The following is a 22,117-nucleotide window of genomic DNA, read 5'->3' on the forward strand; positions in this document are numbered from 1 at the left end:
ATGATTCAAGTAAATGAATCTTGATGAGCTGTTTTAGGTAAATTCAAATTTTTATTTAAACTGAATTGTTCCGTTCGCATTAACGGTTATTTTAGATTCACCCGCTGCCATATCTTGATCAGCTACTGCCGATTCTGCGACTGCAAATTTAGCCATGCTGGCACGCATCACAGGTTGTGGGAAATAAGAATTGGTATTCAGGTTTAAATTCACTAAGTTATAGCCCGATTTATTCCATGCCTGACTTAACATCTGCGCACGTTGCTGGAAGTTTTTAGACGCTTCGACCATCAGCTCATTTTCAACTTTTTTACGTTGTGCATCCGACACGCTAAAATTAATTGATTGGGTTTGGAAGTTTTGTTGTAGCTCACTCACCAATTGGCTTGCCGCTTTAAAATCGGTGCTTTGCACACGCACTTCTGCACGACCACGCCATTCTTTTAACTTACGACTGTCATTGTCGTAAATTGGATAGGTGGTTTGCGAACCGGTTTCAACTTTCACTTGTGGATACTTACGTGCAGTTGCAATGGCTTGGCTCATTAACTGATTAATTTGTGATGCAAGTTCGGCAGGCTGTTTGTGACTTTTTTCAATATATAACACAGCGTGCATTTGATCATTTGAAACTTCGCGTGTAGCTTCGGCTTGAACATTGACAATATTGTAATTTAAAGATTCATTTTGTTGGGCAAAAGCAGTGCTTGCAGCACCAACAGCCCACAGGGTAGCAGCGAGAGAAAGTAAGCGCATATTCTGACCTTTTGTTCAAATTATCGAGATTTTAAAAGCGTTTTTTAACTGTTTTAAATTCTAACTTTGCTTTGTGAGGATATTTAGCTGAATTTGTGGTGGCTTTGTAAAGTAGATGTTAAAAATTGACGTGCATATTGTTGTATAAAATTCAATAAAAATAATGATCTATACTGTTTTGAAAATAAATGCCGCATGACTTGAGAGATTGTGCAAAAAAACGTATAAAGGAAGTGGAAAGAGTTATATTTTCTTTCCTTTGTCACAATCTAAGATGATAATTCAATCGAAGCATTTGCAAGATATGTTTTTTCGATGAAATTAGGCATTATTTGGGTTAAACCTGTTTATTTTCTATAAAAATTAGGTATTATCCCGCTTCCTAGTCTTGAAGAGCAAAACTCTATCTCGCTAGATCAAAAAAGCACCGAGTCAAAGGACCGCAAGTCACCAGACTTATTTCTTTCAACCCATATCAGAGATGGTAATTCGATATGAGCGTTACTTCTGTAAACCCTGCCAACCATTCCACAAACGAATACTACTTGACTCGCCAAAGTCAGATGGAATCGAATGTGCGTAGTTATCCTCGTAAATTACCGTTAGCGATAGCGAAAGCACTAGGTTGTTGGGTTACCGATGTTGAAGGTACTGAGTACCTAGATTGTTTGGCTGGGGCAGGAACCTTGGCATTGGGCCATAATCATCCTGCGGTGGTTCAAAGCATCCAAGACACTTTAGCGAGTGGCTTACCATTACATACCCTAGATTTAACGACACCTTTGAAAGATGCTTTTACTGAAGCGTTACTTTCACATATGCCGGGTGGTCAAGAAGAATACTGCTTACAGTTCTGTGGTCCAACTGGTGCAGATGGCACAGAAGCGGCAATCAAACTTGCAAAAACCTATACAGGTCGTAGCTCAGTCATCAGCTTCTCAGGCGGCTATCACGGCATGACACATGGCTCATTGGCAATGACAGGTAATTTGTCTGCGAAAAACGCAGTCAATGGTTTAATGCCTGGCGTTCAATTTATGCCATATCCGCATGAATACCGTTGCCCACTTGGCATTGGCGGTGAAGCGGGTGTAGATGCTTTAACGTATTATTTTGAAAACTTCATTGAAGATGTAGAAAGCGGTGTAACTAAGCCTGCAGCTGTAATTCTTGAAGCAATTCAAGGTGAAGGCGGTGTAGTAACTGCACCAGTTAAATGGTTGAAAAAAATCCGCGAAGTGACTGAAAAGCACAACATTGTTTTAATTTTAGACGAAGTTCAAGCGGGCTTTGCACGTTCAGGTAAAATGTTTGCTTTTGAACATGCAGGTATTGAGCCAGACGTTGTTGTCATGTCTAAAGCTGTTGGTGGTGGTTTGCCATTAGCTGTACTTGCCATTAAACGTAAGTTTGACGCATGGCAGCCAGCAGGTCACACGGGTACTTTCCGTGGTAACCAATTGGCAATGGGTACAGGTCTTGTGGTACTTAAAACCATTAAAGAACAAAACTTGGCACAAAACGCACAAGAGCGTGGTGAGTTCTTACAAGCTGAATTGAAAAAATTAGCTGTTGAATTCCCATGTATTGGTAACGTGCGTGGTCGCGGTTTAATGATTGGTATCGAAATTGTAGATGAACGCCAAGAAAAAGATCGTTTAGGTGCTTATCCAGCAGATTCTCAATTGGCTGCTGCTGTTCAGGCTGCATGTTTTGACAATAAATTGTTGCTTGAGAAAGGTGGTCGTGGTGGTACGGTGATCCGTTTACTTTGCCCATTGATCATTACTCAAGAAGAGTGTGTAGAAGTTATCGCTCGCTTCAAGAAAGCAGTTGCTGAAGCGTTAGTCGCAGTTCGAGGCGCATAAGTTTATGGTAGATTTTGCAGAACATCGTAAAGCGTTACTCTGCAATGATGCTCAATCCATTGCTGACTACAGTGCAGCAATGGAGCAAGCGACTCAAGCAGTCGCGGCATGGTTGCAAAATGACAAAATGTACACAGGCGGCAGCATTAAAGAATTGCGTGAAGCGATTTCTTTCCAACCTGCAAAAGAAGGCTTGGGTGTACAAAAGTCATTGGAACGCATGGTTGAGCTTTTCTTAAACAAAAGTTTAAAAGTTCATCATCCACATTCTTTGGCACATTTGCATTGCCCAACTATGGTGGCAAGTCAAATTGCAGAAGTGTTAATCAATGCAACTAACCAATCTATGGACTCTTGGGATCAAAGCCCTGCAGGTTCATTGATGGAAGTACAATTGATTGACTGGTTACGTCAAAAAGTTGGCTATGGTGCAGGTCAAGCAGGTGTGTTCACTTCAGGTGGTACGCAGTCTAACCTGATGGGTGTACTCTTAGCGCGTGATGCGTGTATTGCAAAGAACTGGAAAGACGAAAATGGTAATCCGTGGTCTGTTCAGCGTGATGGTATTCCAAGCGATGCAATGCGTAATGTGAAAGTCATCTGTTCTGAAAATGCACATTTCTCTGTGCAAAAAAACATGGCGATGATGGGTATGGGCTTCCAGTCAGTTGTGACTGTACCGGTCAATGAAAATGCGCAAATGGATGTAGTTGCACTTGAGCAAACCATGGCACATTTAAAAGCTGAAGGTAAGATCGTTGCGTGTGTGGTTGCGACTGCGGGTACAACCGATGCAGGTGCGATTGATCCACTCAGAAAGATTCGTGACATCACCAATCAATACGGCGCGTGGATGCACATTGACGCAGCTTGGGGTGGTGCATTAATTCTTTCTAACAGTCATCGTGACATGCTTGATGGTATTGAGTTGTCAGATTCTGTAACACTTGATTTCCATAAGCATTATTTCCAAACAATTTCGTGCGGTGCGTTCTTGCTGAAAGATGAAGCGAACTATCGTTTCATGCACTATGAAGCAGAATATTTGAACTCTGCGTATGATGAAGAACACGGTGTACCAAACCTTGTGTCTAAGTCACTACAAACGACACGTCGTTTTGATGCGTTGAAACTTTGGATGACTATTGAAGCCTTAGGTGAAGAGCTCTACGGTTCAATGATTGACCATGGTGTGACCTTAACTCGTGATGTTGCTGACTATATTAAAGCAACGGCAGGTTTAGAGTTATTGGTTGAGCCTCAGTTTGCTTCTGTATTGTTCCGTGTTGTGCCTGAAGCTTATCCTGTAGAGTACTTGGATAGCTTGAACCAAAACGTGGCAGATGAATTATTTGCGCGTGGTGAAGCTAATATTGGTGTAACCAAAGTAGGCAATGTCCAATCATTGAAAATGACGACTTTAAGCCCTGTTGCAACATTAGACAACGTGAAGAACTTACTTGGTTTGGTCTTAACTGAAGCAGAACGTATTAAAGATGCAATTGCTGCAGGTACATATACACCAGCAATCGACTAATGCTTTCATTATTCAGATTGTTATGAAATACAACAAAAGAAGTCACTACGGTGGCTTTTTTTGTGTCTGATTAAAAATGTTGCAGTGAAGTGTTGTACCGTTCTTGCTGGAATTTTTGTGATGGATTAGGTGTTTTTGGCTTAAATAATGCACTGCAGATGTCATAAAAATTACGAAATTGGCGAATAAATCATCAGTTTTGGAAGAAAAAACTATAACTAATGATGACATTGGCATGAATTATTACAATTTGAAATTTAAATACTGAAAAAAATAAGCACTCTAATGTTTTGTTAGTTTTTGATTTTAAATGATTTAAAAATTATTCTAGATACGAAAAGCAAATATCACCAAAGCGTAACAAAGCTGTAACATGCCTGTCATATTATAAAACCACAATGCAGTTATCGAAATAAGTACAAAACTTAATAATAAGTGACGTACTCCGAATTTGCATAAATGAGAGAGAACAGAATGCGCTTTACTAACATCGCCATTGCTTTAGCCGTATCTGCAGCAGCTGTAGCAACAACTGCAAACGCAGCTCGTGACACCATCCAAATTGCGGGTTCTTCAACCGTTCTACCATACGCTAGTATTGTAGCAGAAGAATTTGGTAATACTTTCCCACAATTTAAAACTCCAGTTGTTGGTTCTGGCGGTTCTTCAGGTGGTTTGAAGCAGTTCTGTACAGGTGTGGGTGACAACACTATCGACATCGCGAACTCATCTCGTAAAATTAAAGATTCAGAATTAGCTGCTTGTAAAAAAGCAGGCGTAAACCAAGTTTTAGAAATTAAAATTGGTTACGACGGTATCGTATTTGCTTCTAACGCAAACAAAGCGGCTTACAAATTAAAGCCTTACCATGTATATGCAGCAATTGCAGCTCAATTACCATCTAAAGGTAAAATGGTTGCTAACCCATATACACGTTGGAACCAAATTGACAAAACACTTCCAAACGAGCCTATTACACTTGTAATTCCAGCGTCTAACCACGGTACACGTGAAGTGTTCCAAGAGAAAATGGTTGATGCAGGCTGTGAAGCTTATGCTGCAATCAAAGCATTAGACAAAGATGCGCAAAAGAAAGCGTGTACTACTTTCCGTAAGGATGGTCGTGTAATCGAAATCGCGGGTGACTACACAGAAACACTGGCACGTTTGAAAACTTCTCCAAGCGCAGTAGGTGTATTTGGCTTAGGCTTCTATGACCAAAACCGTGACCGTTTACGTGTTGCAACTGTAAACAACGTAGCACCATCTGAAAACACAATCTTAAATGGTTCTTACCCTGTATCACGTCCATTGTTCTTCTACGTGAAAGGTGAGCACCTTAAATCAATCAAAGGCTTACCAGAATTTACTGAATACTTCTTGAGCAAAAAAGTATCTGGTAAAGGTTCTAAGTTAGACAAAGCAGGCTTAATTTCTATGTCTGACAAAGAGCGTGCACAAGTTCTTGCTAACTTCAAAGCTGGTAAAGCGGTTAAGTAATTTGAGTTAAAACAGCTGATGGCAGGGATGACCTGCCATCGGCTTTTTGCTAAGAAATGTTTTTTCAAAGACTGAAATTGAAAAAACAGTGGAGAATACATGAATCTGCTACTCATAGGTGTGTTATTGGCCATTATCGCCATAGCCTATCAAATCGGGTTAAGCAAGAGCCGTAACCTAGCAGGTAAGGGAAATAACTCTGCAATGTTACATTCACGCCCAGGATATTATGGCGCGTTGGTAGCATTATGGTGTGGTATCCCCGCTTTTTTAATTTTGATTGTTTGGAACTTGGTAGAGCCAAGTATTCTAGAGCAAGTGGTAATAAATAATGTGCCAGCGCACATTGCTGCAAGCCTAGACCCTGCAAGTACAAGTGTTTTGGTTGATCGCGTACAAGCCATTGCATCTGGTTTTGGTGTGAGTGATACACCTGCTGCATACGAAATTGCAGCGGCAGAGCAATTAGCGAAAATTGAAACCATTGGTTCTTATGCCAAACTTGCGGTGGTGATCTGTGCGGCCTTATTTGGTTTGCTGTGGGCAAAGAAACGTATTTCACAACAATTCCGCGCACGTAACCAAGTTGAAAAAATCATCAACATTTCTTTGGCATTATGTTCTGGTGTTGCGATTCTAACTACGATTGGTATTGTGATGTCTATGTTCAGTGAAGCGATGCGATTCTTTAGTTTCGTCAGCCCACTGGATTTCTTCTTTGGTACAGTCTGGAATCCTGGTTTTAGCACCTCGGGTAGTGCAGATGGCAGTTATGGTTTACTTCCATTACTGTGGGGTACATTGATGGTGAGTGGTATTGCCTTATTGGTTGCAGTACCTATTGGTTTAATGATCGCCATTTACCTTGCAGAATATGCATCGCCTAAATTCCGTGCATGGGCAAAGCCGACCATTGAAGTTTTAGCAGGTATTCCGACCATTGTGTACGGTGTATTTGCCATGATGATCATCGGCCCGTTCCTTAAAACTGCGGGTGCAATCATTGGACTAGATATTAATGCCACGAGTGCATTAACCGCTGGTTTAGTGATGGGCATCATGATTATTCCTTTTGTATCTTCATTGTCTGATGACATTATTACGCAAGTGCCGCGTGCGCTGCGTGATGGTTCTTTAGGCTTGGGTGCAACCAAATCTGAAACCATTCGTCGCGTGGTGATGCCAGCTGCATTACCAGGAGTGATTGGTGCATTCTTACTTGCTGCGTCACGTGCAATTGGCGAAACCATGATTGTGGTGTTGGCTGCAGGTAATAGTCCTTTACTACACGCAAACCCATTAGAAGCGGTATCTACGGTTACGATTACGATTGTGAACCAATTAACAGGTGATACAGATTTCGCAAGTCCGCAGGCATTGGTTGCTTTCGCACTTGGTTTGACCCTGTTCGTGATTACCTTAGGTTTGAACATTGTTGCACTATACATCGTGCGTAAATATCGTGAGCAATACGACTAATGAGTACTTCAAATACATCGTCTTTGGATCAGTTAGATCCACAAGCTGCTGCCGAATTACGTGAACAACGTAAAAAAACCATCGCCAGTTCATTGGGTAAGCGTCATCGTAAGGAAAAAACTTTCCGTATTATGGGGCTGTCGGCAGTTATCGCAGGTTTATTCTTTGTCGTGTTGCTTTTTGGCAGTATTTTGGCCAAAGGCTTGCCAGCATTTTGGCAAAGCAGCATGAGCCTTCCAATTTATTTCGATCCAGCAGTTGTGAATGCAGGTCCAAAACCGAAAGCAATTGCAGGTGAGTCACCAGCTCAATACGAAGACCGTATGATTGCGTGGCAAACTGAAATGGGCATGGTCGATTGGGATGCCCTCATTGTGAACGGCATTATTGCTAAAGATAAAGCGCTAGAAGCACAGCGTGATGATCTTGGCTATTTATATACCAGTTCTGAAGCGTACCGTGTACGTGACATGGTGTTGGCTGATCCATCACTGATTGGTCAAACTAAAGATGTTAAAGTACTTGCAGATGCTAACGTAGATGTATGGTTAGAAGGTAATATTGACCGTAGCTTGCCAGATGAGCAGCAACAGTTAAGCCCTGAAGTACGTCAATTGGCAGACAAGTTAGAGTCACAAGGTATTATTGAAAGTACCTTCAATACCAATATTTTTGTTAGCCCAGACTCACGAAGTTCTCCAGCAACTTCTGGTTTGGCGGGTGCATTCATGGGTTCATTATTCATGATGCTCATTGTGATCTTTATTTCGATTCCAATTGGTGTTGCATCGGCAATTTACTTAGAAGAATTTGCGCCAAAAAATGCGATTACTGATATTATTGAAGTGAACATCAATAACTTGGCTGCTGTACCTTCTATTGTATTCGGTTTGTTAGGTGCTGCGATCTTTATTGGTTGGATGCATTTACCATTGTCTGCACCATTGGTTGGTGGTTTGGTACTCAGTCTAATGACCTTACCAACCGTGATTATCACCACGCGTGCATCATTAAAAGCGGTGCCACCGTCTATTCGTCAAGCTGCTTTAGGTTTGGGTGCTTCTCGTTTACAAACTGTATTTCACCATGTACTCCCACTTGCATTACCAGGTATTTTAACGGGTGCAATTATTGGTGTTGCACAAGCTTTGGGTGAAACCGCACCATTGTTATTAATTGGTATGAGTGCTTTCGTTGCCAGTGTACCAGCAACTCCACTTGATCAATCTACTGCGTTACCTGTGCAAATTTTCTTATGGCAGGGTAATGAATTGCGTAACTTCTTCGAGGGACGTACCGCTGCAGCCATTATCGTTCTTCTTGCGCTAATGATTGGCTTAAACAGCCTTGCAATTTGGTTACGTAAGAAGTTTGAAGTACGCTGGTAATTGAGGGCAAAGAATATGAATACTGTAGCAAGCACAGAGAAACCGAATTCCTTAGAACAGGATGAACAAGTGAATCCACAACAAAGCCAATTTACATCTACAGATGTAGAACAGAAGCAATCAACGACTTCGTTTGTTTCAAAATTTGATACGCAAACTTCGAGCAAAAAAGAAGCGAAATCTTCAAATGTAAAGTTAAGCACCAGTGACGTGCATGTGTACTATGGTGAATCTGAAGCGATTAAAGGTATTGATTTAAATATCTATGAAAATGAAGTGATTGCCTTCATTGGTCCATCAGGTTGTGGTAAATCTACATTCTTACGTACTTTAAACCGTATGAACGACACCATTGATAGCTGCCGTGTAACGGGTAAAGTCATGTTGGATAACCAAGATATTTATGACCCTAACCTTGACGTGGTGTTATTACGTGCGCAAGTGGGTATGGTGTTCCAGAAGCCAAACCCATTCCCGAAATCAATTTTTGAAAACGTGGCTTATGGCCCTAAACTGCATGGTTTAGCACGTGATAAGTACGATTTAGAAGAAATTGTAGAAAACAGCTTGCGTAAAGCAGGTTTGTGGGATGAAGTGAAAGATCGTTTGAATCAACCAGGCACAGGTCTTTCTGGTGGTCAGCAACAACGTCTTTGTATTGCGCGTACCATTGCGGTAAGTCCAGAAGTAATTTTGATGGATGAACCATGTTCGGCACTTGACCCAATTGCAACAGCAAAAGTAGAAGAGCTAATTTCTGAACTTTCTACTCAATATACGATTGCGATTGTAACGCACTCAATGCAACAGGCAGCGCGTGTATCTGACCGTACCGCATACTTCCATTTAGGTGATTTGATTGAAGTGAATGCAACTGAAAAAGTATTTACTCAGCCAGACCATCAATTAACAGAAGCGTATATTACAGGTCGTTTTGGTTAATTTTCAAAATCTGTATAAAAGGACCGCAAATCAAACCGATTTGCGGTTTTTTTATGACGAATGTTTAGTACCTAGCATGATTTTGCTTTTGCACAAATTAAACGGTAATGAGATTTAAAATCGATTAAATTAAGCAAATCAACAAGGTGATATTGAATTTTTAAGTTCAGCCCTCATCTTAAGCTAAGCACAAATAAAATTGAGAATTGCGGATCTATGTTATTTCATTTACCTAAATTACCTGCCGAAATTCGTATTAGCCATTTAAATGCGCGAATTAACGAACAACGAAAAAAAATTGCGCAAACTACGGCATCTAAACTTGAGTTGTTGCAACTTAGCCAACAAATGGCACGTGAAGCACGAGCCCGTAAAAAGAACAATCAAAAAATTTATGTACTTGACTTTAAAGGCGATACAGCCGCATCAGCAGTAGAGCAATTACGTGAAGAAATCACTTTGGTTTTGGCAACAGCAAAAGCAGGTCGTGACCGTGTGGTGGTGCGCCTAGAAAGCCCTGGTGGCATGGTACATGGCTATGGACTTGCTGCTGCGCAATTGGTACGTTTACGTGATGCAGGATTTCATTTAACCATTTGTGTCGATAAAGTTGCGGCAAGTGGTGGCTATATGATGGCATGCATTGGTTCAGAAATTGTGTCAGCGCCATTTGCCATTTTGGGTTCTATTGGAGTAGTGGCACAAGTACCGAACTTTAATCGTTTGCTGAAAGAAAAAAATATAGATTTTGAGATGTACACCGCAGGTGAATATAAACGCACCGTGACCATGTTTGGTGAAAATACCGAAGCAGGCAAGGCTAAGTTTGAAGAAGAATTACAACAAACTCACGTGCTATTTAAACACTTTGTTGAAAAATACCGTCCACAACTGAATGTTGAAAAAGTGGCAACAGGTGAGCATTGGTATGGTCAGGATGCGTTGGAGCTAAACTTGATAGACAAGTTGGAAACCTCAGATGAATATTTGCTGAGTTTGTTGCCACAGCATGATATCTATGTGATTCAAACTCGTAAAAAGCCAACTTTGGGTGAAAAGCTGGGTTTACAAGCTGCACAAATGGCAGATAGTCTGATTCCAACTGTAATGAATAAAGTCATAGAAAGTTTAAGTAAAGCAAATTCAAGCTTAGTCCAAATGCGTGATCCGAAACTTTAATTTATTCCTCTACAAATGATAGGGAAAGCTCACTTCTGTGGGCTTTTTTATTTCTTCAAATCAAATCATTATGATATAAGGCTAGTAGTTTGATTTATCCTGGACGCATATGCTTACGTTTATTTTGTTACTGGGATTCTTAAGCATCGTGTTTATTCCGATGTTCGCAATGCTCTATGCTGAAAACAAACTCATTAACCATGATTCAAAGAAAGTTTTATTTTGGCTGAGCTTTCTACCCAGTGTCTGCATTTTTCTATTGTATGGTGTTTTAAAGCCAAATGATTCACCTGTGATTGCATCTCAGCACTGTGGCGTAGTGCAGTTTTATCAGTTACATAAGGTTCGTCGTCGTGAAGCATTTGAGCGTGTCAGTATTCGATTTGAGGGTGATAAATACAGTCGGCATTTGTTGTTTGGCCAGAACTTAGAGAAAGTGCCGAAAGGACACAAGGTCTGCTTTGAATACTTGGACAGGTTTAAATACCCACATTTGTCAGAATCTAAGCTGCTGAAATGGATTGAACCCACCGAAATACAGACCAGTATTGAAGCGAATCAGATAAAATAAAGTATATTTTATGATTAGAGCAGAAATATGGCTGTCGCTGAAGCATATCTTGCAACGCAAAATTGTTACTTTAACTATGAATTTGAAGAGCTGAATAAAGCGGATAACTTCCCAGAAGAGTTTTCTGTTTCTCTACGTGGAGTCATGTACAGACATGAGATTCAATATCCTGATGCCACCTATTTTATTTATTATATTGAGATATTGACTGGTAATGAATTGCAAAAAATGAAAGATGATTGGCAGCGATATTGTCCACTTCCATAATTGAAAAATATGAAGATAATTAATTGCATGATTCAAACTTTAATTCAGGACGATCTAAGAAGCTCACTTTAATGAGCTTTTTTTTTGTGAAATCCACATTAGAACACCCGCAAACATTGCCCCTATCGTTGCTAAAAGCATATCCATGTGTGCATCCCAAATATCACCTTGCTGACCATTATAATTTTCAGCATCTTCAGGCGATAAGCCAAGCGCAATGAGCCATTCCACCCATTCATAAATCAAACTGCTTGCCATGACAAATTGAATGACTAAAAGATATAAAACGATCGGTTTGTTTTTTGGAAACCAGACTTCAAACAAGCGCAATAAAACAGGGTAGAGCAAAATACCATAAGCCAAATGCACAAAGCGGTCATACATATTGCGTGACCAGCCCATGCTCTGATCTAAGTTAAATCCAAAGCTGTGCAAAATCCAATCATTATAGGGCACATAAGAATACAGATAATGTGCCCCGACAATGTGAACTAGTAAAAATATTAAATACAGCACAAAGCTAGAAAAATTCAGTCCTACTTTTTTAAATGCAATCAGTAAAGCCGCGAGCATAAAAACTGTGCCTGCCTGATGTAGTAAATAAGACTCAAATTCCAGTGGTTGAATACTGGCAACAAGCATGGCGAGTATAACCAAGCCTAAAGCACAGTAATGTTGAATGCGGAATTGATTTTCCATGTGATGTTTAAGTTGGAAGATTTGTTTTATTCTAATGAAAATGCGAAGCCGAAGCTTCGCATTTTTGTATTAGGTTGCCACTTTTACAACTTAGATTTTAGCAATTAAATCTTGAATTTGTTTCGCTTGTTCAGCTGCATTACCTGTATAAGTTGCAGGTGTCATTGTTGCTAAACGTGCGCGATCTGCTGCAGGAACGCCTTCCAACTCGTTACCATTCACGAAATCTACCATCATGTCACGTGTCATGGCTTGACCGCGTGTAAGGGCTTTTAGTTTTTCGTATGGTTTTTCGATGTTATAACGACGCATAACGGTTTGAATTGGCTCAGCCAATACTTCTTGAGCATTGTCTAAATCTTCTAGAATACGTTGCGCGTTCAATTCAAGTTTACCAATACCTTTAGAGCAAGCTTCAAAAGCGATCAAACTTTGTGCAAAACCAACGCCCATGTTACGCAATACAGTCGAGTCAGTTAAGTCACGCTGCCAGCGAGAAATGGGTAATTTTTCGCCTAAGTGAGCCAAGACTGCATTCGCGATACCCAAGTTACCTTCAGAGTTTTCAAAGTCAATTGGGTTTACTTTGTGTGGCATGGTTGAAGAACCAACTTCACCTTCTTTCAGTTTTTGCTTGAAGAAACCAAGTGAGATGTAGCCCCAAACGTCACGGTTGAAGTCGATTAGAATAGTGTTGAAGCGACGTAGCGCATCAAACAATTCTGCCATATAGTCGTGTGGCTCAATTTGAGTCGTATATGGGTTAAAGCTTAAACCTAAAGATTCTACAAATGCTTGAGAGTGCGCAGGCCAGTTGATTTCTGGATATGCAGAAAGGTGAGCGTTATAGTTACCTACTGCACCATTGATTTTGCCCAAAAGCTCAACTTGCTTGAACTGTTTGATTTGACGTGCCAGACGATATGCCACGTTTGCCATTTCTTTACCCAACGTTGTCGGGCTTGCAGTTTGACCGTGAGTACGTGACAACATTGGTTGATCGGCGTGTTTTTCTGCCAATGCAACAATCGAATCAATGATTTGCTGCATCGCTGCAACCAATACTTCACGACCATTTTTGAGCATTAACGCATGTGACAAGTTGTTAATATCTTCTGAAGTACAAGCAAAGTGTATAAATTCACCTGCATTTTTCAATTCATCAATGTTGGCAATCTTTTCTTTTAAGAAATATTCAACGGCTTTTACGTCATGGTTGGTGGTACGTTCAATTTCTTTAATGCGATTGGCATCATCTTCAGAGAAATCTGCAACAATTGCATCTAATGCAGCATTGGTTGCCGCACTGAAAGCGGGCACTTCGGTAATTTCAGGACGATTGGCAAGCGCTTGTAACCAACGCACCTCAACAGTCACACGAGCATGGATTAAACCAAACTCAGATAGGAAAGGGCGGAGAGCATCACATTTGCTTGCATAGCGCCCATCTAATGGCGAAAGTGCGGTTAAAGCGTTCATATCGATTCCTTAAACTTTGGAATTAAACCTAAAACAAAAGCGTGTTCAGCATGGTTTAAACCACCTGATACTGTAAACGCGCCAGATCTTGAATATCACGTAATAATTTACGTTTGCTAAATACCATGCCCCATGAACTGCCACCAAGTTGACGCCAAAGGTGTGCCATTTGTAAGCCTGTAAAAAGCGAAGCTCGAATTCGGTTGGTGTGTGCAGAATCCTTAAATGCTTCTGCATTGCCGCGTACCATAATGCGCGGGTTAATCTGTCCCGCAGTATCGACATAGGTTTGGGCTAAATTGGCAATAATACTGGGATGCAAATAGTTATGATCAAAAAATGAAAGTTGTTTTAAAATTTTTTGCTGGGATTGCTCAATAATTTCGACGTATTTAGGATTGCTATACACTTTTTTTTCTAATTGTAAGAGAGCCATCGCATATGACATAGGTAATTTAGTATTGGATAATTTAGGTAAACGCGATTTAGGGGCTGTATTAAAAGGCTGGTTGATACTGCTTTCTAGCGTTTTTAAACCCAAAGAAATATCGGCCAAATGATTAAAAAAATCCAAAGTTTGTGAACTGTGATTGCTACTTGGACGGATATTTAAACTGGCTTTAATTAATTGCTCAAAATAAAAGTTACCGCTTTCACCAATACTTTGTCTGCCTGTGAGTGCAGTCATGTGCGTGAGCTGGGTCGCTTGAAACACACCCGCTAACGCCAAGGCACGATTTTGGCGAACATTCAGAGTTGGTGACTGTTGAAACGGTAACTCTGTCATCCAAAACAATCCTTAAATAAAATCGGGTTTAGGTGCATTGGTATGGTGAATCACACCACCGCCTAAACACATTTCGCCTGAATAGAATACGACACTTTGACCAGGAGTGACTGCACGTTGTGGTTCATCAAATTCCACACGTACACCGCCAGGCATGCTGTCATCATTGAAAATTACACAATCTTGATCATCTTGGCGATAGCGAGTGCGGCAAGTACAACGGAAGCCCGAGGCTGGAATTTCTTGTTCACCTGCAACCCAATCAATTGCTTCGCTCCATAAAATAGTGCTTTGCATGAGTGGATGTTCGTGACCTTGACCAATCACTAATCGATTGTTTTCAATATCTTTATGCAGGACGAACCACGCGCCTTCGGCCACGCCTTTTAAGCCGCCAATGCCAATCCCACCACGCTGACCGAGCGTATAGTACATTAAGCCGTGATGTTCACCAACTTCCTTACCATTGTCTAAAACAATTTTTCCAGCTTGAGCAGGCAAATATTGTTTTAAAAAGTCATTAAAACGACGTTCGCCAATAAAGCAAATCCCTGTCGAGTCTTTTTTCTTGGCGGTAACTAAATCGAGTTCTGCGGCAATTTTTCGGACTTGTGGTTTTTCAATTTCACCCACAGGGAACAGGGTTTTGTTAATTTCACGACCATGCACTGCATGTAAGAAATAGGTTTGATCTTTATTTTTATCTAAACCACGTAACAGTGGAGCGTAGGCTTCGCCTTTGGAGTTGTATTGCGTTTCACCACGGCGTGCGTAGTGCCCTGTAGCAATAAAATCTGCACCCAAATTGATGGCGTGATCTAAAAAGGCACGGAACTTAATTTCTTTATTACATAAAATATCGGGATTTGGCGTGCGTCCTGCGGCATATTCGGCAAGAAAATGCTCAAAAACTCGGTCCCAATATTCCATCGCAAAGTTGGCTGTATGCAACTTAATGCCGAGCTTGTCGCACACCGCTTGCGCATCGGCAAGGTCTTCCATTGCGGTACAATATTCAGTGCCGTCATCTTCTTCCCAGTTTTTCATGAAAAGTCCTTCAACCTGATAACCTTGTTGAAGTAGAAGTGCAGCAGAAACAGATGAATCTACACCACCTGACATACCGACGATGACACGTTGTTGCATAGGATTAGGCATCCAAATTAGAAATCAAGGGAGAATTTTGGTGCTCGTAAATGAGCGATAAAGGATAAGACTGACCACTGAGTGCATCTTGCACTGCTTTCATTACCAACGGACTTCGGGCACGTGCCGATTCAGCCAGTTCATCTGCAGACATCCACACAGTACCGATTATATCGGGATCAAGCTGGGCTTGAACATCGTGTTGCAGAGATTTGGCTAGAAAGCAGAAACGGTAATAGGTGCGGTCAGGAAACATGGGCGGAGTATAGCTATAAATGCCAAGTAATGCCTTAATTTGAACTAGATGCCCAGTTTCTTCCATGGTTTCACGTACTGCGGCTTCAATTAAGCTTTCGCCTGCTTCAACATGCCCTGCAGGCTGATTAAACACGCTATGCGTCACACCCTCTGTATGTTCTTCAACAAACAGAAATTTTCCGTTTTTTTCGATAACGGTGGCGACAGTAACGTGAGCAGTCCAAGCGGTCATTGAAAAGCACCCATGGGGTAAAACGCATATTCTACAAAATTTAGGGGGATGTGGCTATGTTAATAGAGGATTATTGATAATTCCCCGCTACTTTTACATAGTGCCGTGCAGAATAAGGTAAAAACTCTTTTTCCTTGTCAGTTAAAGGGCGAACTTTTTGCACAGGACTACCCACGTACAAATAGCCACTTTCCAAACGCTTACGCGGTGGCACCAAAGACCCTGCGCCAATCATCACATCATCTTCAATAATGACATCATCCAAAACAATTGTATTGATGCCCAATAATACCCGATTACCAATGGTGCAGCCGTGCAAGGTCACACCATGCCCAACCGTGACATCTTCGCCAATAATCAGAGGTGAACCTTCAGGTTTGTCGGCTTTTTTATGGCTGACATGGAGCATGGCATGATCTTGCACATTGGAATTTTGACCAATTCGAATATGGTTGACATCACCACGAATTACGGCAAAAGGCCAAACCGATACATTGGCAGCCAAATGCACATCACCTATCACAATTGACAATTCATCTACATAACAGCTTGCGTCAATTTTTGGAGTATGCTCTAAATAAGCACGCACATTTTTTTTCATAATGCACAAATCTTTAGCTTATAAATTGGGGATTAAGGACAGTATAAAATAAAAAAGCACACAGGCGGGCATGTGTGCTTTGCGCTTTAGTCTAAGGTATAAATCTTAGAATAAGTTGCTAAAGAATTGTTTGATATGGTCTAACATACGAGCAAAGAAACCAGCTTCTTCCACTTCTTGCAAAGCCACCAACGGTTTTTCAGCAATCACTTTACCATCTAAAGTCGCTACATATTTACCAATCACCTGACCTTTTTTCAAAGGTGCAGTCAATTTAGGTTGAACCACCAATTGGGTTTTTATTTGGTTGGCTTTGCCTTTTGGCATGGTCACGTTAAAGTTTTCTGGTAAACCAATTTGAGCTTCTTTGCTTTTACCGTACCATACTTTGGCTTTGGCCAAGACTTGGTTGGCAGGCTGTACACGAACAGTTTCGTAGTTTGCATAACCCCAAGCCAGTAATTCACGGGTTTGAGTTGCACGAGCCTGCATGGTAGGCGCACCAAAAATTACCGAAATTAAACGCATTGGGCCACGTTTAGCTGAAGTGGTTAAACAATAACCTGCTTCATTGGTGTGACCTGTTTTTAGACCATCTACGCTTGGGTCGGTATATAACAGGGCATTACGATTGCCTTGTTTAATTCCATTAAAAGAAAATTCTTTTTCAGAATAAATTGGGTAGTATTTTGAGCTGTCATGGATGATGTGCTGTGCCAAAGTCGCCATATCTTTTGCGGTAGAAAAGTGACCATCGGCAGGCATACCCGTAGAGTTCATAAACTGAGTGTTGCTCATGCCAATACGTTTGGCTTCTTCATTCATCATGTGAACGAACGTGCCTTCATTACCTGCAATGTGCTCAGCCATGGCTTTAGATGCATCGTTGCCCGATTGCACAATAATCCCGCGCAGCATTTCAAGTACGGTTGCAGTGCCATTTAAAGGAACATACATACATGATTCTGTGCTGCTGCCACGACACCATGCAGACTCATTCATGCGGACTTGTTCATCTTCCGTGAGTTCGCCTTTTAATAACTTTTGTTCAATGATGAAACTGGTCATCATTTTAGTCATTGAGGCAGGGGCGAGTTTTTCATTTTCATTTTTTGAAGCTAAAATTTGTCCCGTCTCATAATCCATCAAAACGTATGATTTGTTATTGAGTTCTGGTGGTGTGGCTAAGACAGTTGCTGCATAAGAAAAGCTTGGTAATAGTAATAATGCAGCAAGGGCGCTTTTTCGGGTCATTCTAAGGGGTTCCAATACTTGATGTATGCACAAAGAGCTAGCATTTTAGGGCAAAGCTCAGCCGACTTCTATGGGAGATATCGGCTTATTGATAAAAGTATTGTAACCAAATTGTATTATCGGCTATATGCTGTCAATTCTTGGCAAATTGCTTTGTTTTTGGCTGTTCCCGCAGTTTTGGCATCGGCACGGGCTTCTTTTAACATTGGTTGGAAGCTTTTTTGTTTGCTAAGTTTATTTAAGGCAGCAACAGCATCTTTTTCTTTAGGCATATATTCTTGGGCAAGTTTTGCATAACCCTGATGAAATTGATTTTGTTCTTTGACTAGCGAAGGGCAAACTTCAGATAACACGTAAATAGCTGCCAATTCTTGCTGAGTCACTTGTTGTAATGGTGTCACTTCAATATTTTCTTCTTGCGCAATTGCGGCTTGACTTAAACCCAAACTGAGCGCAACTGCGCCAAAAAAATGAATTGCACGTGAATTTTTTAAGCCAGAAAATAGCATATAAAATACCTTAAATATGGTTTGAACAGAATCTTGAGATTCATTTAAGTGCTTATAAGATGATTCATTTATTTCAGAATTGAAAGAGTGAAAATGTATTAAAGCTGTGTGATCTGAGCGCAATTCATGTATTAAATGTGAAGATTGAGGTCTGAAATTTGAAATTTTGTGGCTTGATATCAGGTGTAAATGAGGGGTGGATAAATATCCGATATAAAACTAAGCATAAAATTTAAGGCAAACGCTGAGCGTTTGCCTTAAAAGGTGAACATGCAAATTATTTACAGGCCCAAAATAGTATTTAAATCATGTGATTTAAAGTGCCAATTCTAAAGCTTCCTGACACACCACTTTTTGCTCTTCTTTGGCTGTATCTTTTGCTGCTTCACGCGCTTCTGCTAAAACTGTTTGATATTCTGCATCGGCTTGTAGTTTGGCAAGCGTCATGTTGGATTCAGAATAGTCTTGTAGATACGTTTGAATCAGTGCTTGAATGTTGGCATCTAATTTTGCATTTTTGCCAATCAATGCAGGACACATTTCAGTCATGACTTGTGCTGCGGCAACATCTTCTTTCACAATCGTATTGGCTTCTTCAGCCGTTAGATCACTGGCAACAACAGCTTGAGTCATTACAACAGCAAAACCTAGACCCAATAAACGACGAAATGGTAAAGCTAAAATCATGAGAATCACATATATTTTTGGGTGGATGTTAAGCGCTAAATATATATAATCTTTTGTATATTTCAATGAAATGTGCTGATCAGTCATTTTGTTGTCGTGTGCTTATGAAATGTGCTTAGGCATAAGACAATCATAAACAACTTTAAGATTGAAACGACATTGCTATATTTTCGTAAATAACCTTTATATTTGTTTTATTTGAGATTTTTCTGTGAATATTTTAATAGCCAATGATGATGGCGTGTTTGCACCCGGTATTCAAGCTTTGGCGCAAGCCCTAAAACCTTTGGGTCGTGTGGTGATTGTCGCACCCGAAAGTGAACGCAGTGGTTTTTCGAGTGCACTGACTTTAGACCGACCATTACGCCCTGTGCAAATTTCTGAAGATGTTTGGGCAGTCAATGGCACACCTGCAGACTGTGTCTATTTGTCGATGAATGGATTGTTCGATTTTGAGTTTGATTTAGTGGTCAGCGGCATTAACAGTGGTGCAAATCTGGGGGATGATGTGCTCTACTCAGGCACAGTTGGTGCGGCTTTTGAAGGACGTTTGATGAAACAGCCTGCGATTGCGGTATCACTTGCAGGGCATAATGTACGTGCTTATCAGCATCCACAAGATTATATGCAGGCAGCGCAGTGGGTGCATGACTTTATTGCTCAAGGTTTGCCAAGTTTACCAGCTCGTCATATTTTTAATGTCAATATTCCAGATGTGCCTGTTTTGCAGGGCACAAAAGTAACGTATCAAGGGCAACGCACCCAGTCCAAACCTATTACCAGTCAGGTCGATCCGCGTGGACGTCAAGTGTATTGGATTGGTTTATCGGGCGAGGCAGTGGCTGCACCGAAAAAAGGCTTAACAGAAATTGAGTCCGATTTTTTTGCGGTAGCGAATGGCTATGTCAGCGTGACGCCAATTCAGATGGACGCCACTAATTATGACGTTTTGCAATCATTGCACAGTCAATTTCCCCCAATTGGCTAACTAATGTTATAACTTTGTGAAAAAGTAGCTTGTAAGCCTCATTTCAAGGACTTTTTTGCTACTCTAAGCGCAATAGAAAGTATTTAGAATTTGTAGAGAGGAAAGAATGCCCGTGGTGTTTCAATATCGTTTATTTAGCACACCAACAGGATTGTTGAAAACCTTAGTTTTATCCAGTGCTATTGTTGCTACCATTGTGTTGAGTGGTTGTGCCTCTAAACCTCAAGTAAATAATTCTGCACGTTTTGCCACAGCGCCGAATTTTTATACTGTACGTTCGGGTGATACTTTAAGTGGTATTGCCGCGCGTTATGGTTTGAGCTACCTCAGCATTGCAGAGATGAACGATATTGCACCGCCTTATCGTATTTATGTCGGGCAGTCTATTCGCCTAAAAAGCGGTAATGCACCACGTACCACAACCACACGCCCTGTAACGCAGGCCGCACCAATTCAGCGTCAAACAGTCACTTTGCCGACGACTCCTGTAACACCTGCACCGGTAACATCGACTACCACCACAACCAGCAGCTCAACGACACCAAGTACACCTGTGAGTAGCAGCACATTACGTTGGGTGAAACCATCGCAAGGTGCGATCATTGAGCATTTTAATTTAGCAACTAATGTTAAAGGTATTCGTTACGGTGGCAATGTCGGTGATCCAATTTATGCCGCTGCCGATGGCCAAGTGGTTTATGCAGCCGATGGTCTGAAAGAATATGGTAATTTAGTTTTAATTAAACATGTTGATGGTTACATTACTGCTTATGCGCATAACAGTAAGATGAATGTGAGCAGTGGTCAGAATGTGACTGCAGGTCAAAAAATTGCCGAAATGGGTTCTTCAGGTGCAACACGTACCATGTTGGAGTTTCAGGTACGTCTAGATGGCAAGCCAATTAATCCGACTCAGGTTTTACCAATAAATTAAATTTCACGAATACAAACTATAAATTTCACCTTATAATATAATAAGTTGCTTTTATCTATAGATGAAGGCAACGATTATAATTTTTAGAGGGAATTGATGTTAGATCAACTACGAGCAATGGGTCTATTTGCTTGTGTTGTTGAAAAACACCTTTAGCGGTGCTAGGGATCACCACCAGTGCTGTCAGTCAATAAATCCGTTCACTAGAGCAAGATAAACAGTCAGACTTCTGTATCGTTCTACTAGAAAACTGAATTTGACTGAAGTAGGACAAGTTTTTTTACCCAGTTGTCAAGAAATGCTTGCTGCTGAGCGTGGTAAAATACGCATTAATGAATTTAGAGATGATTTGGTGGGTGATTTAAGTATTGCCACCACGTCAGAATTAGGCGCGAATCATGTGATTGCCGTACTTTCTCCTTAGCTATCTGCCCATCGAGGCTTATCTGTGCATTTAGAATCCACAATCAACACATTGATCTGATTGATGGTCGCATTGGTATTGAGCTGCATATGAGCCCAAAAATTGAAGATCAAAACCAGCATGTGATTCCAATTGCACATATTGACCAAATTTTAGTCGCATCACCTAGCTATTTAAATCAAACTGCACTTATTTCACGACCTGAAGATTTAAAACATCATGAGTTCATTGCATTAACCATGTTGAAAAATTTTCCGCAACTCAATTTTAAGCATATCAGAATTTTAGAAAATGTGAGGTAGAGTTGGACTCGCGTCTATCGACCAATAATGTATTGATGTCTAAATCTTTGTGTATGCAAGCGCATGGGCTTGCGCGAATTTTGTATTTGGATATTCAAAAAGATTTGCTCAATGGCAATTTGGTTGAAATTTTGCCTGAGTCGATATTACCTGCATTTACCTTATATGCAATCATTTCCAAACATGAGCAACAACCGATGAAAGTACATCGTTGTTTGGAAGCCTTAAAACAATATTTTTCTCAATTGCCAAGTGGGCGAGTGTTTCAAGAAGCATCTTAATGAATGTTGATAATGTGCTTGATCGATGAGTTAGCAAAAAGCCGCAGTT

At 40.8% G+C, this 22,117-nt stretch carries 21 protein-coding genes and 1 pseudogene; 12 read left to right on the plus strand and 10 right to left on the minus strand.

The window, feature by feature from the left end; translation table 11 throughout:
• Positions 1-51: 51 nt before the first annotated feature.
• On the minus strand, positions 52-756 hold the full coding sequence (locus K1T76_RS04270; RefSeq protein WP_230244190.1) for an SIMPL domain-containing protein: 705 nt from the start codon (positions 754-756) through the stop codon (positions 52-54).
• A 494-nt stretch (positions 757-1,250) separates the two neighbouring features.
• On the opposite strand from K1T76_RS04270, the gene K1T76_RS04275 reads away from it, so the two are divergent.
• The 9 genes from K1T76_RS04275 to K1T76_RS04315 all read left to right on the plus strand — a co-directional run bounded on the left by K1T76_RS04275 (position 1,251) and on the right by K1T76_RS04315 (position 11,487).
• Entirely contained in the window at positions 1,251-2,624 is a 1,374-nt protein-coding gene (locus K1T76_RS04275; protein WP_230244198.1) for a diaminobutyrate--2-oxoglutarate transaminase, read from the plus strand.
• A gap of 4 nt (positions 2,625-2,628) precedes the next feature.
• Positions 2,629-4,161, plus strand: coding sequence for a pyridoxal phosphate-dependent decarboxylase family protein (locus tag K1T76_RS04280; protein ID WP_230244200.1), 1,533 nt, complete (start codon positions 2,629-2,631; stop codon positions 4,159-4,161).
• A 474-nt stretch (positions 4,162-4,635) separates the two neighbouring features.
• Complete coding sequence (locus K1T76_RS04285; protein WP_230244202.1) at positions 4,636-5,661, plus strand: substrate-binding domain-containing protein; 1,026 nt, start codon at positions 4,636-4,638, stop codon at positions 5,659-5,661.
• A 99-nt stretch (positions 5,662-5,760) separates the two neighbouring features.
• Positions 5,761-7,140, plus strand: coding sequence for a phosphate ABC transporter permease subunit PstC (pstC, locus tag K1T76_RS04290; RefSeq protein ID WP_230244203.1), 1,380 nt, complete (start codon positions 5,761-5,763; stop codon positions 7,138-7,140).
• A complete protein-coding gene (pstA, locus tag K1T76_RS04295) occupies positions 7,140-8,528 on the plus strand; it encodes a phosphate ABC transporter permease PstA (RefSeq protein WP_230244211.1) in 1,389 nt (462 codons plus the stop codon). Before pstC ends, pstA begins: the two co-directional genes overlap by 1 nt.
• Before the next feature lie 15 nt (positions 8,529-8,543).
• Positions 8,544-9,470, plus strand: a complete 927-nt coding sequence (gene pstB / locus K1T76_RS04300) for a phosphate ABC transporter ATP-binding protein PstB (protein WP_230244213.1) — start codon at positions 8,544-8,546, stop codon at positions 9,468-9,470.
• A gap of 216 nt (positions 9,471-9,686) precedes the next feature.
• Positions 9,687-10,649, plus strand: coding sequence for a protease SohB (gene sohB, locus K1T76_RS04305; RefSeq protein ID WP_230244215.1), 963 nt, complete (start codon positions 9,687-9,689; stop codon positions 10,647-10,649).
• Positions 10,650-10,758: 109 nt separating this feature from the next.
• Entirely contained in the window at positions 10,759-11,220 is a 462-nt protein-coding gene (locus K1T76_RS04310; protein WP_230244224.1) for a hypothetical protein, read from the plus strand.
• A gap of 27 nt (positions 11,221-11,247) precedes the next feature.
• Positions 11,248-11,487 (plus strand): hypothetical protein, encoded by a 240-nt coding sequence (locus tag K1T76_RS04315; RefSeq protein WP_230244226.1) that lies wholly within the window; start codon positions 11,248-11,250, stop codon positions 11,485-11,487.
• Between the two features lie 63 nt (positions 11,488-11,550).
• On the opposite strand, the gene K1T76_RS04320 is transcribed toward K1T76_RS04315, so the two are convergent.
• The 9 genes from K1T76_RS04320 to K1T76_RS04360 form a co-directional block, all read right to left on the minus strand.
• Complete coding sequence (locus K1T76_RS04320) at positions 11,551-12,186, minus strand: DUF2238 domain-containing protein (RefSeq protein ID WP_230244228.1); 636 nt, start codon at positions 12,184-12,186, stop codon at positions 11,551-11,553.
• Positions 12,187-12,276: 90 nt separating this feature from the next.
• Complete coding sequence (gene purB, locus K1T76_RS04325) at positions 12,277-13,665, minus strand: adenylosuccinate lyase (RefSeq protein ID WP_019837658.1); 1,389 nt, start codon at positions 13,663-13,665, stop codon at positions 12,277-12,279.
• 55 nt (positions 13,666-13,720) lie between these two features.
• A complete protein-coding gene (gene hflD, locus K1T76_RS04330) occupies positions 13,721-14,452 on the minus strand; it encodes a high frequency lysogenization protein HflD (RefSeq protein WP_004971659.1) in 732 nt (243 codons plus the stop codon).
• 12 nt (positions 14,453-14,464) lie between these two features.
• The gene (gene mnmA, locus K1T76_RS04335) at positions 14,465-15,598 is read right to left on the minus strand and encodes a tRNA 2-thiouridine(34) synthase MnmA (protein WP_230244230.1); all 1,134 of its coding nucleotides are present in this window, start codon (positions 15,596-15,598) and stop codon (positions 14,465-14,467) included.
• Between the two features lie 4 nt (positions 15,599-15,602).
• Positions 15,603-16,088: an NUDIX hydrolase gene (locus K1T76_RS04340; RefSeq protein ID WP_019837656.1), complete on the minus strand. Its 486-nt coding sequence runs from the start codon at positions 16,086-16,088 to the stop codon at positions 15,603-15,605.
• A 70-nt stretch (positions 16,089-16,158) separates the two neighbouring features.
• Complete coding sequence (locus tag K1T76_RS04345) at positions 16,159-16,689, minus strand: gamma carbonic anhydrase family protein (protein ID WP_230244232.1); 531 nt, start codon at positions 16,687-16,689, stop codon at positions 16,159-16,161.
• A 105-nt stretch (positions 16,690-16,794) separates the two neighbouring features.
• Positions 16,795-17,943 (minus strand): D-alanyl-D-alanine carboxypeptidase PBP5/6, encoded by a 1,149-nt coding sequence (gene dacC, locus K1T76_RS04350; protein ID WP_230244239.1) that lies wholly within the window; start codon positions 17,941-17,943, stop codon positions 16,795-16,797.
• 116 nt (positions 17,944-18,059) lie between these two features.
• Positions 18,060-18,452, minus strand: coding sequence for an MCR_0457 family protein (locus K1T76_RS04355; RefSeq protein ID WP_230244241.1), 393 nt, complete (start codon positions 18,450-18,452; stop codon positions 18,060-18,062).
• A 315-nt stretch (positions 18,453-18,767) separates the two neighbouring features.
• The gene (locus K1T76_RS04360) at positions 18,768-19,139 is read right to left on the minus strand and encodes an MCR_0457 family protein (RefSeq protein ID WP_026438185.1); all 372 of its coding nucleotides are present in this window, start codon (positions 19,137-19,139) and stop codon (positions 18,768-18,770) included.
• A gap of 211 nt (positions 19,140-19,350) precedes the next feature.
• Here K1T76_RS04360 and surE point away from each other — a divergent pair, with 211 nt between their 5' ends.
• The 3 genes and pseudogenes from surE (at position 19,351) to K1T76_RS04375 (ending at position 22,068) form a co-directional block, all read left to right on the plus strand.
• A complete protein-coding gene (surE, locus tag K1T76_RS04365) occupies positions 19,351-20,127 on the plus strand; it encodes a 5'/3'-nucleotidase SurE (RefSeq protein WP_019837651.1) in 777 nt (258 codons plus the stop codon).
• Between the two features lie 106 nt (positions 20,128-20,233).
• Positions 20,234-21,061 (plus strand): peptidoglycan DD-metalloendopeptidase family protein, encoded by an 828-nt coding sequence (locus K1T76_RS04370; protein ID WP_230244243.1) that lies wholly within the window; start codon positions 20,234-20,236, stop codon positions 21,059-21,061.
• 96 nt (positions 21,062-21,157) lie between these two features.
• Positions 21,158-22,068 (plus strand): annotated as a pseudogene (locus K1T76_RS04375) (LysR family transcriptional regulator).
• Positions 22,069-22,117: the final 49 nt, after the last annotated feature.

Origin of the sequence: Acinetobacter sp. PW68 (assembly GCF_020982655.1) — a bacterium.
GTDB classification, from domain to species: domain Bacteria; phylum Pseudomonadota; class Gammaproteobacteria; order Pseudomonadales; family Moraxellaceae; genus Acinetobacter; species Acinetobacter towneri_A.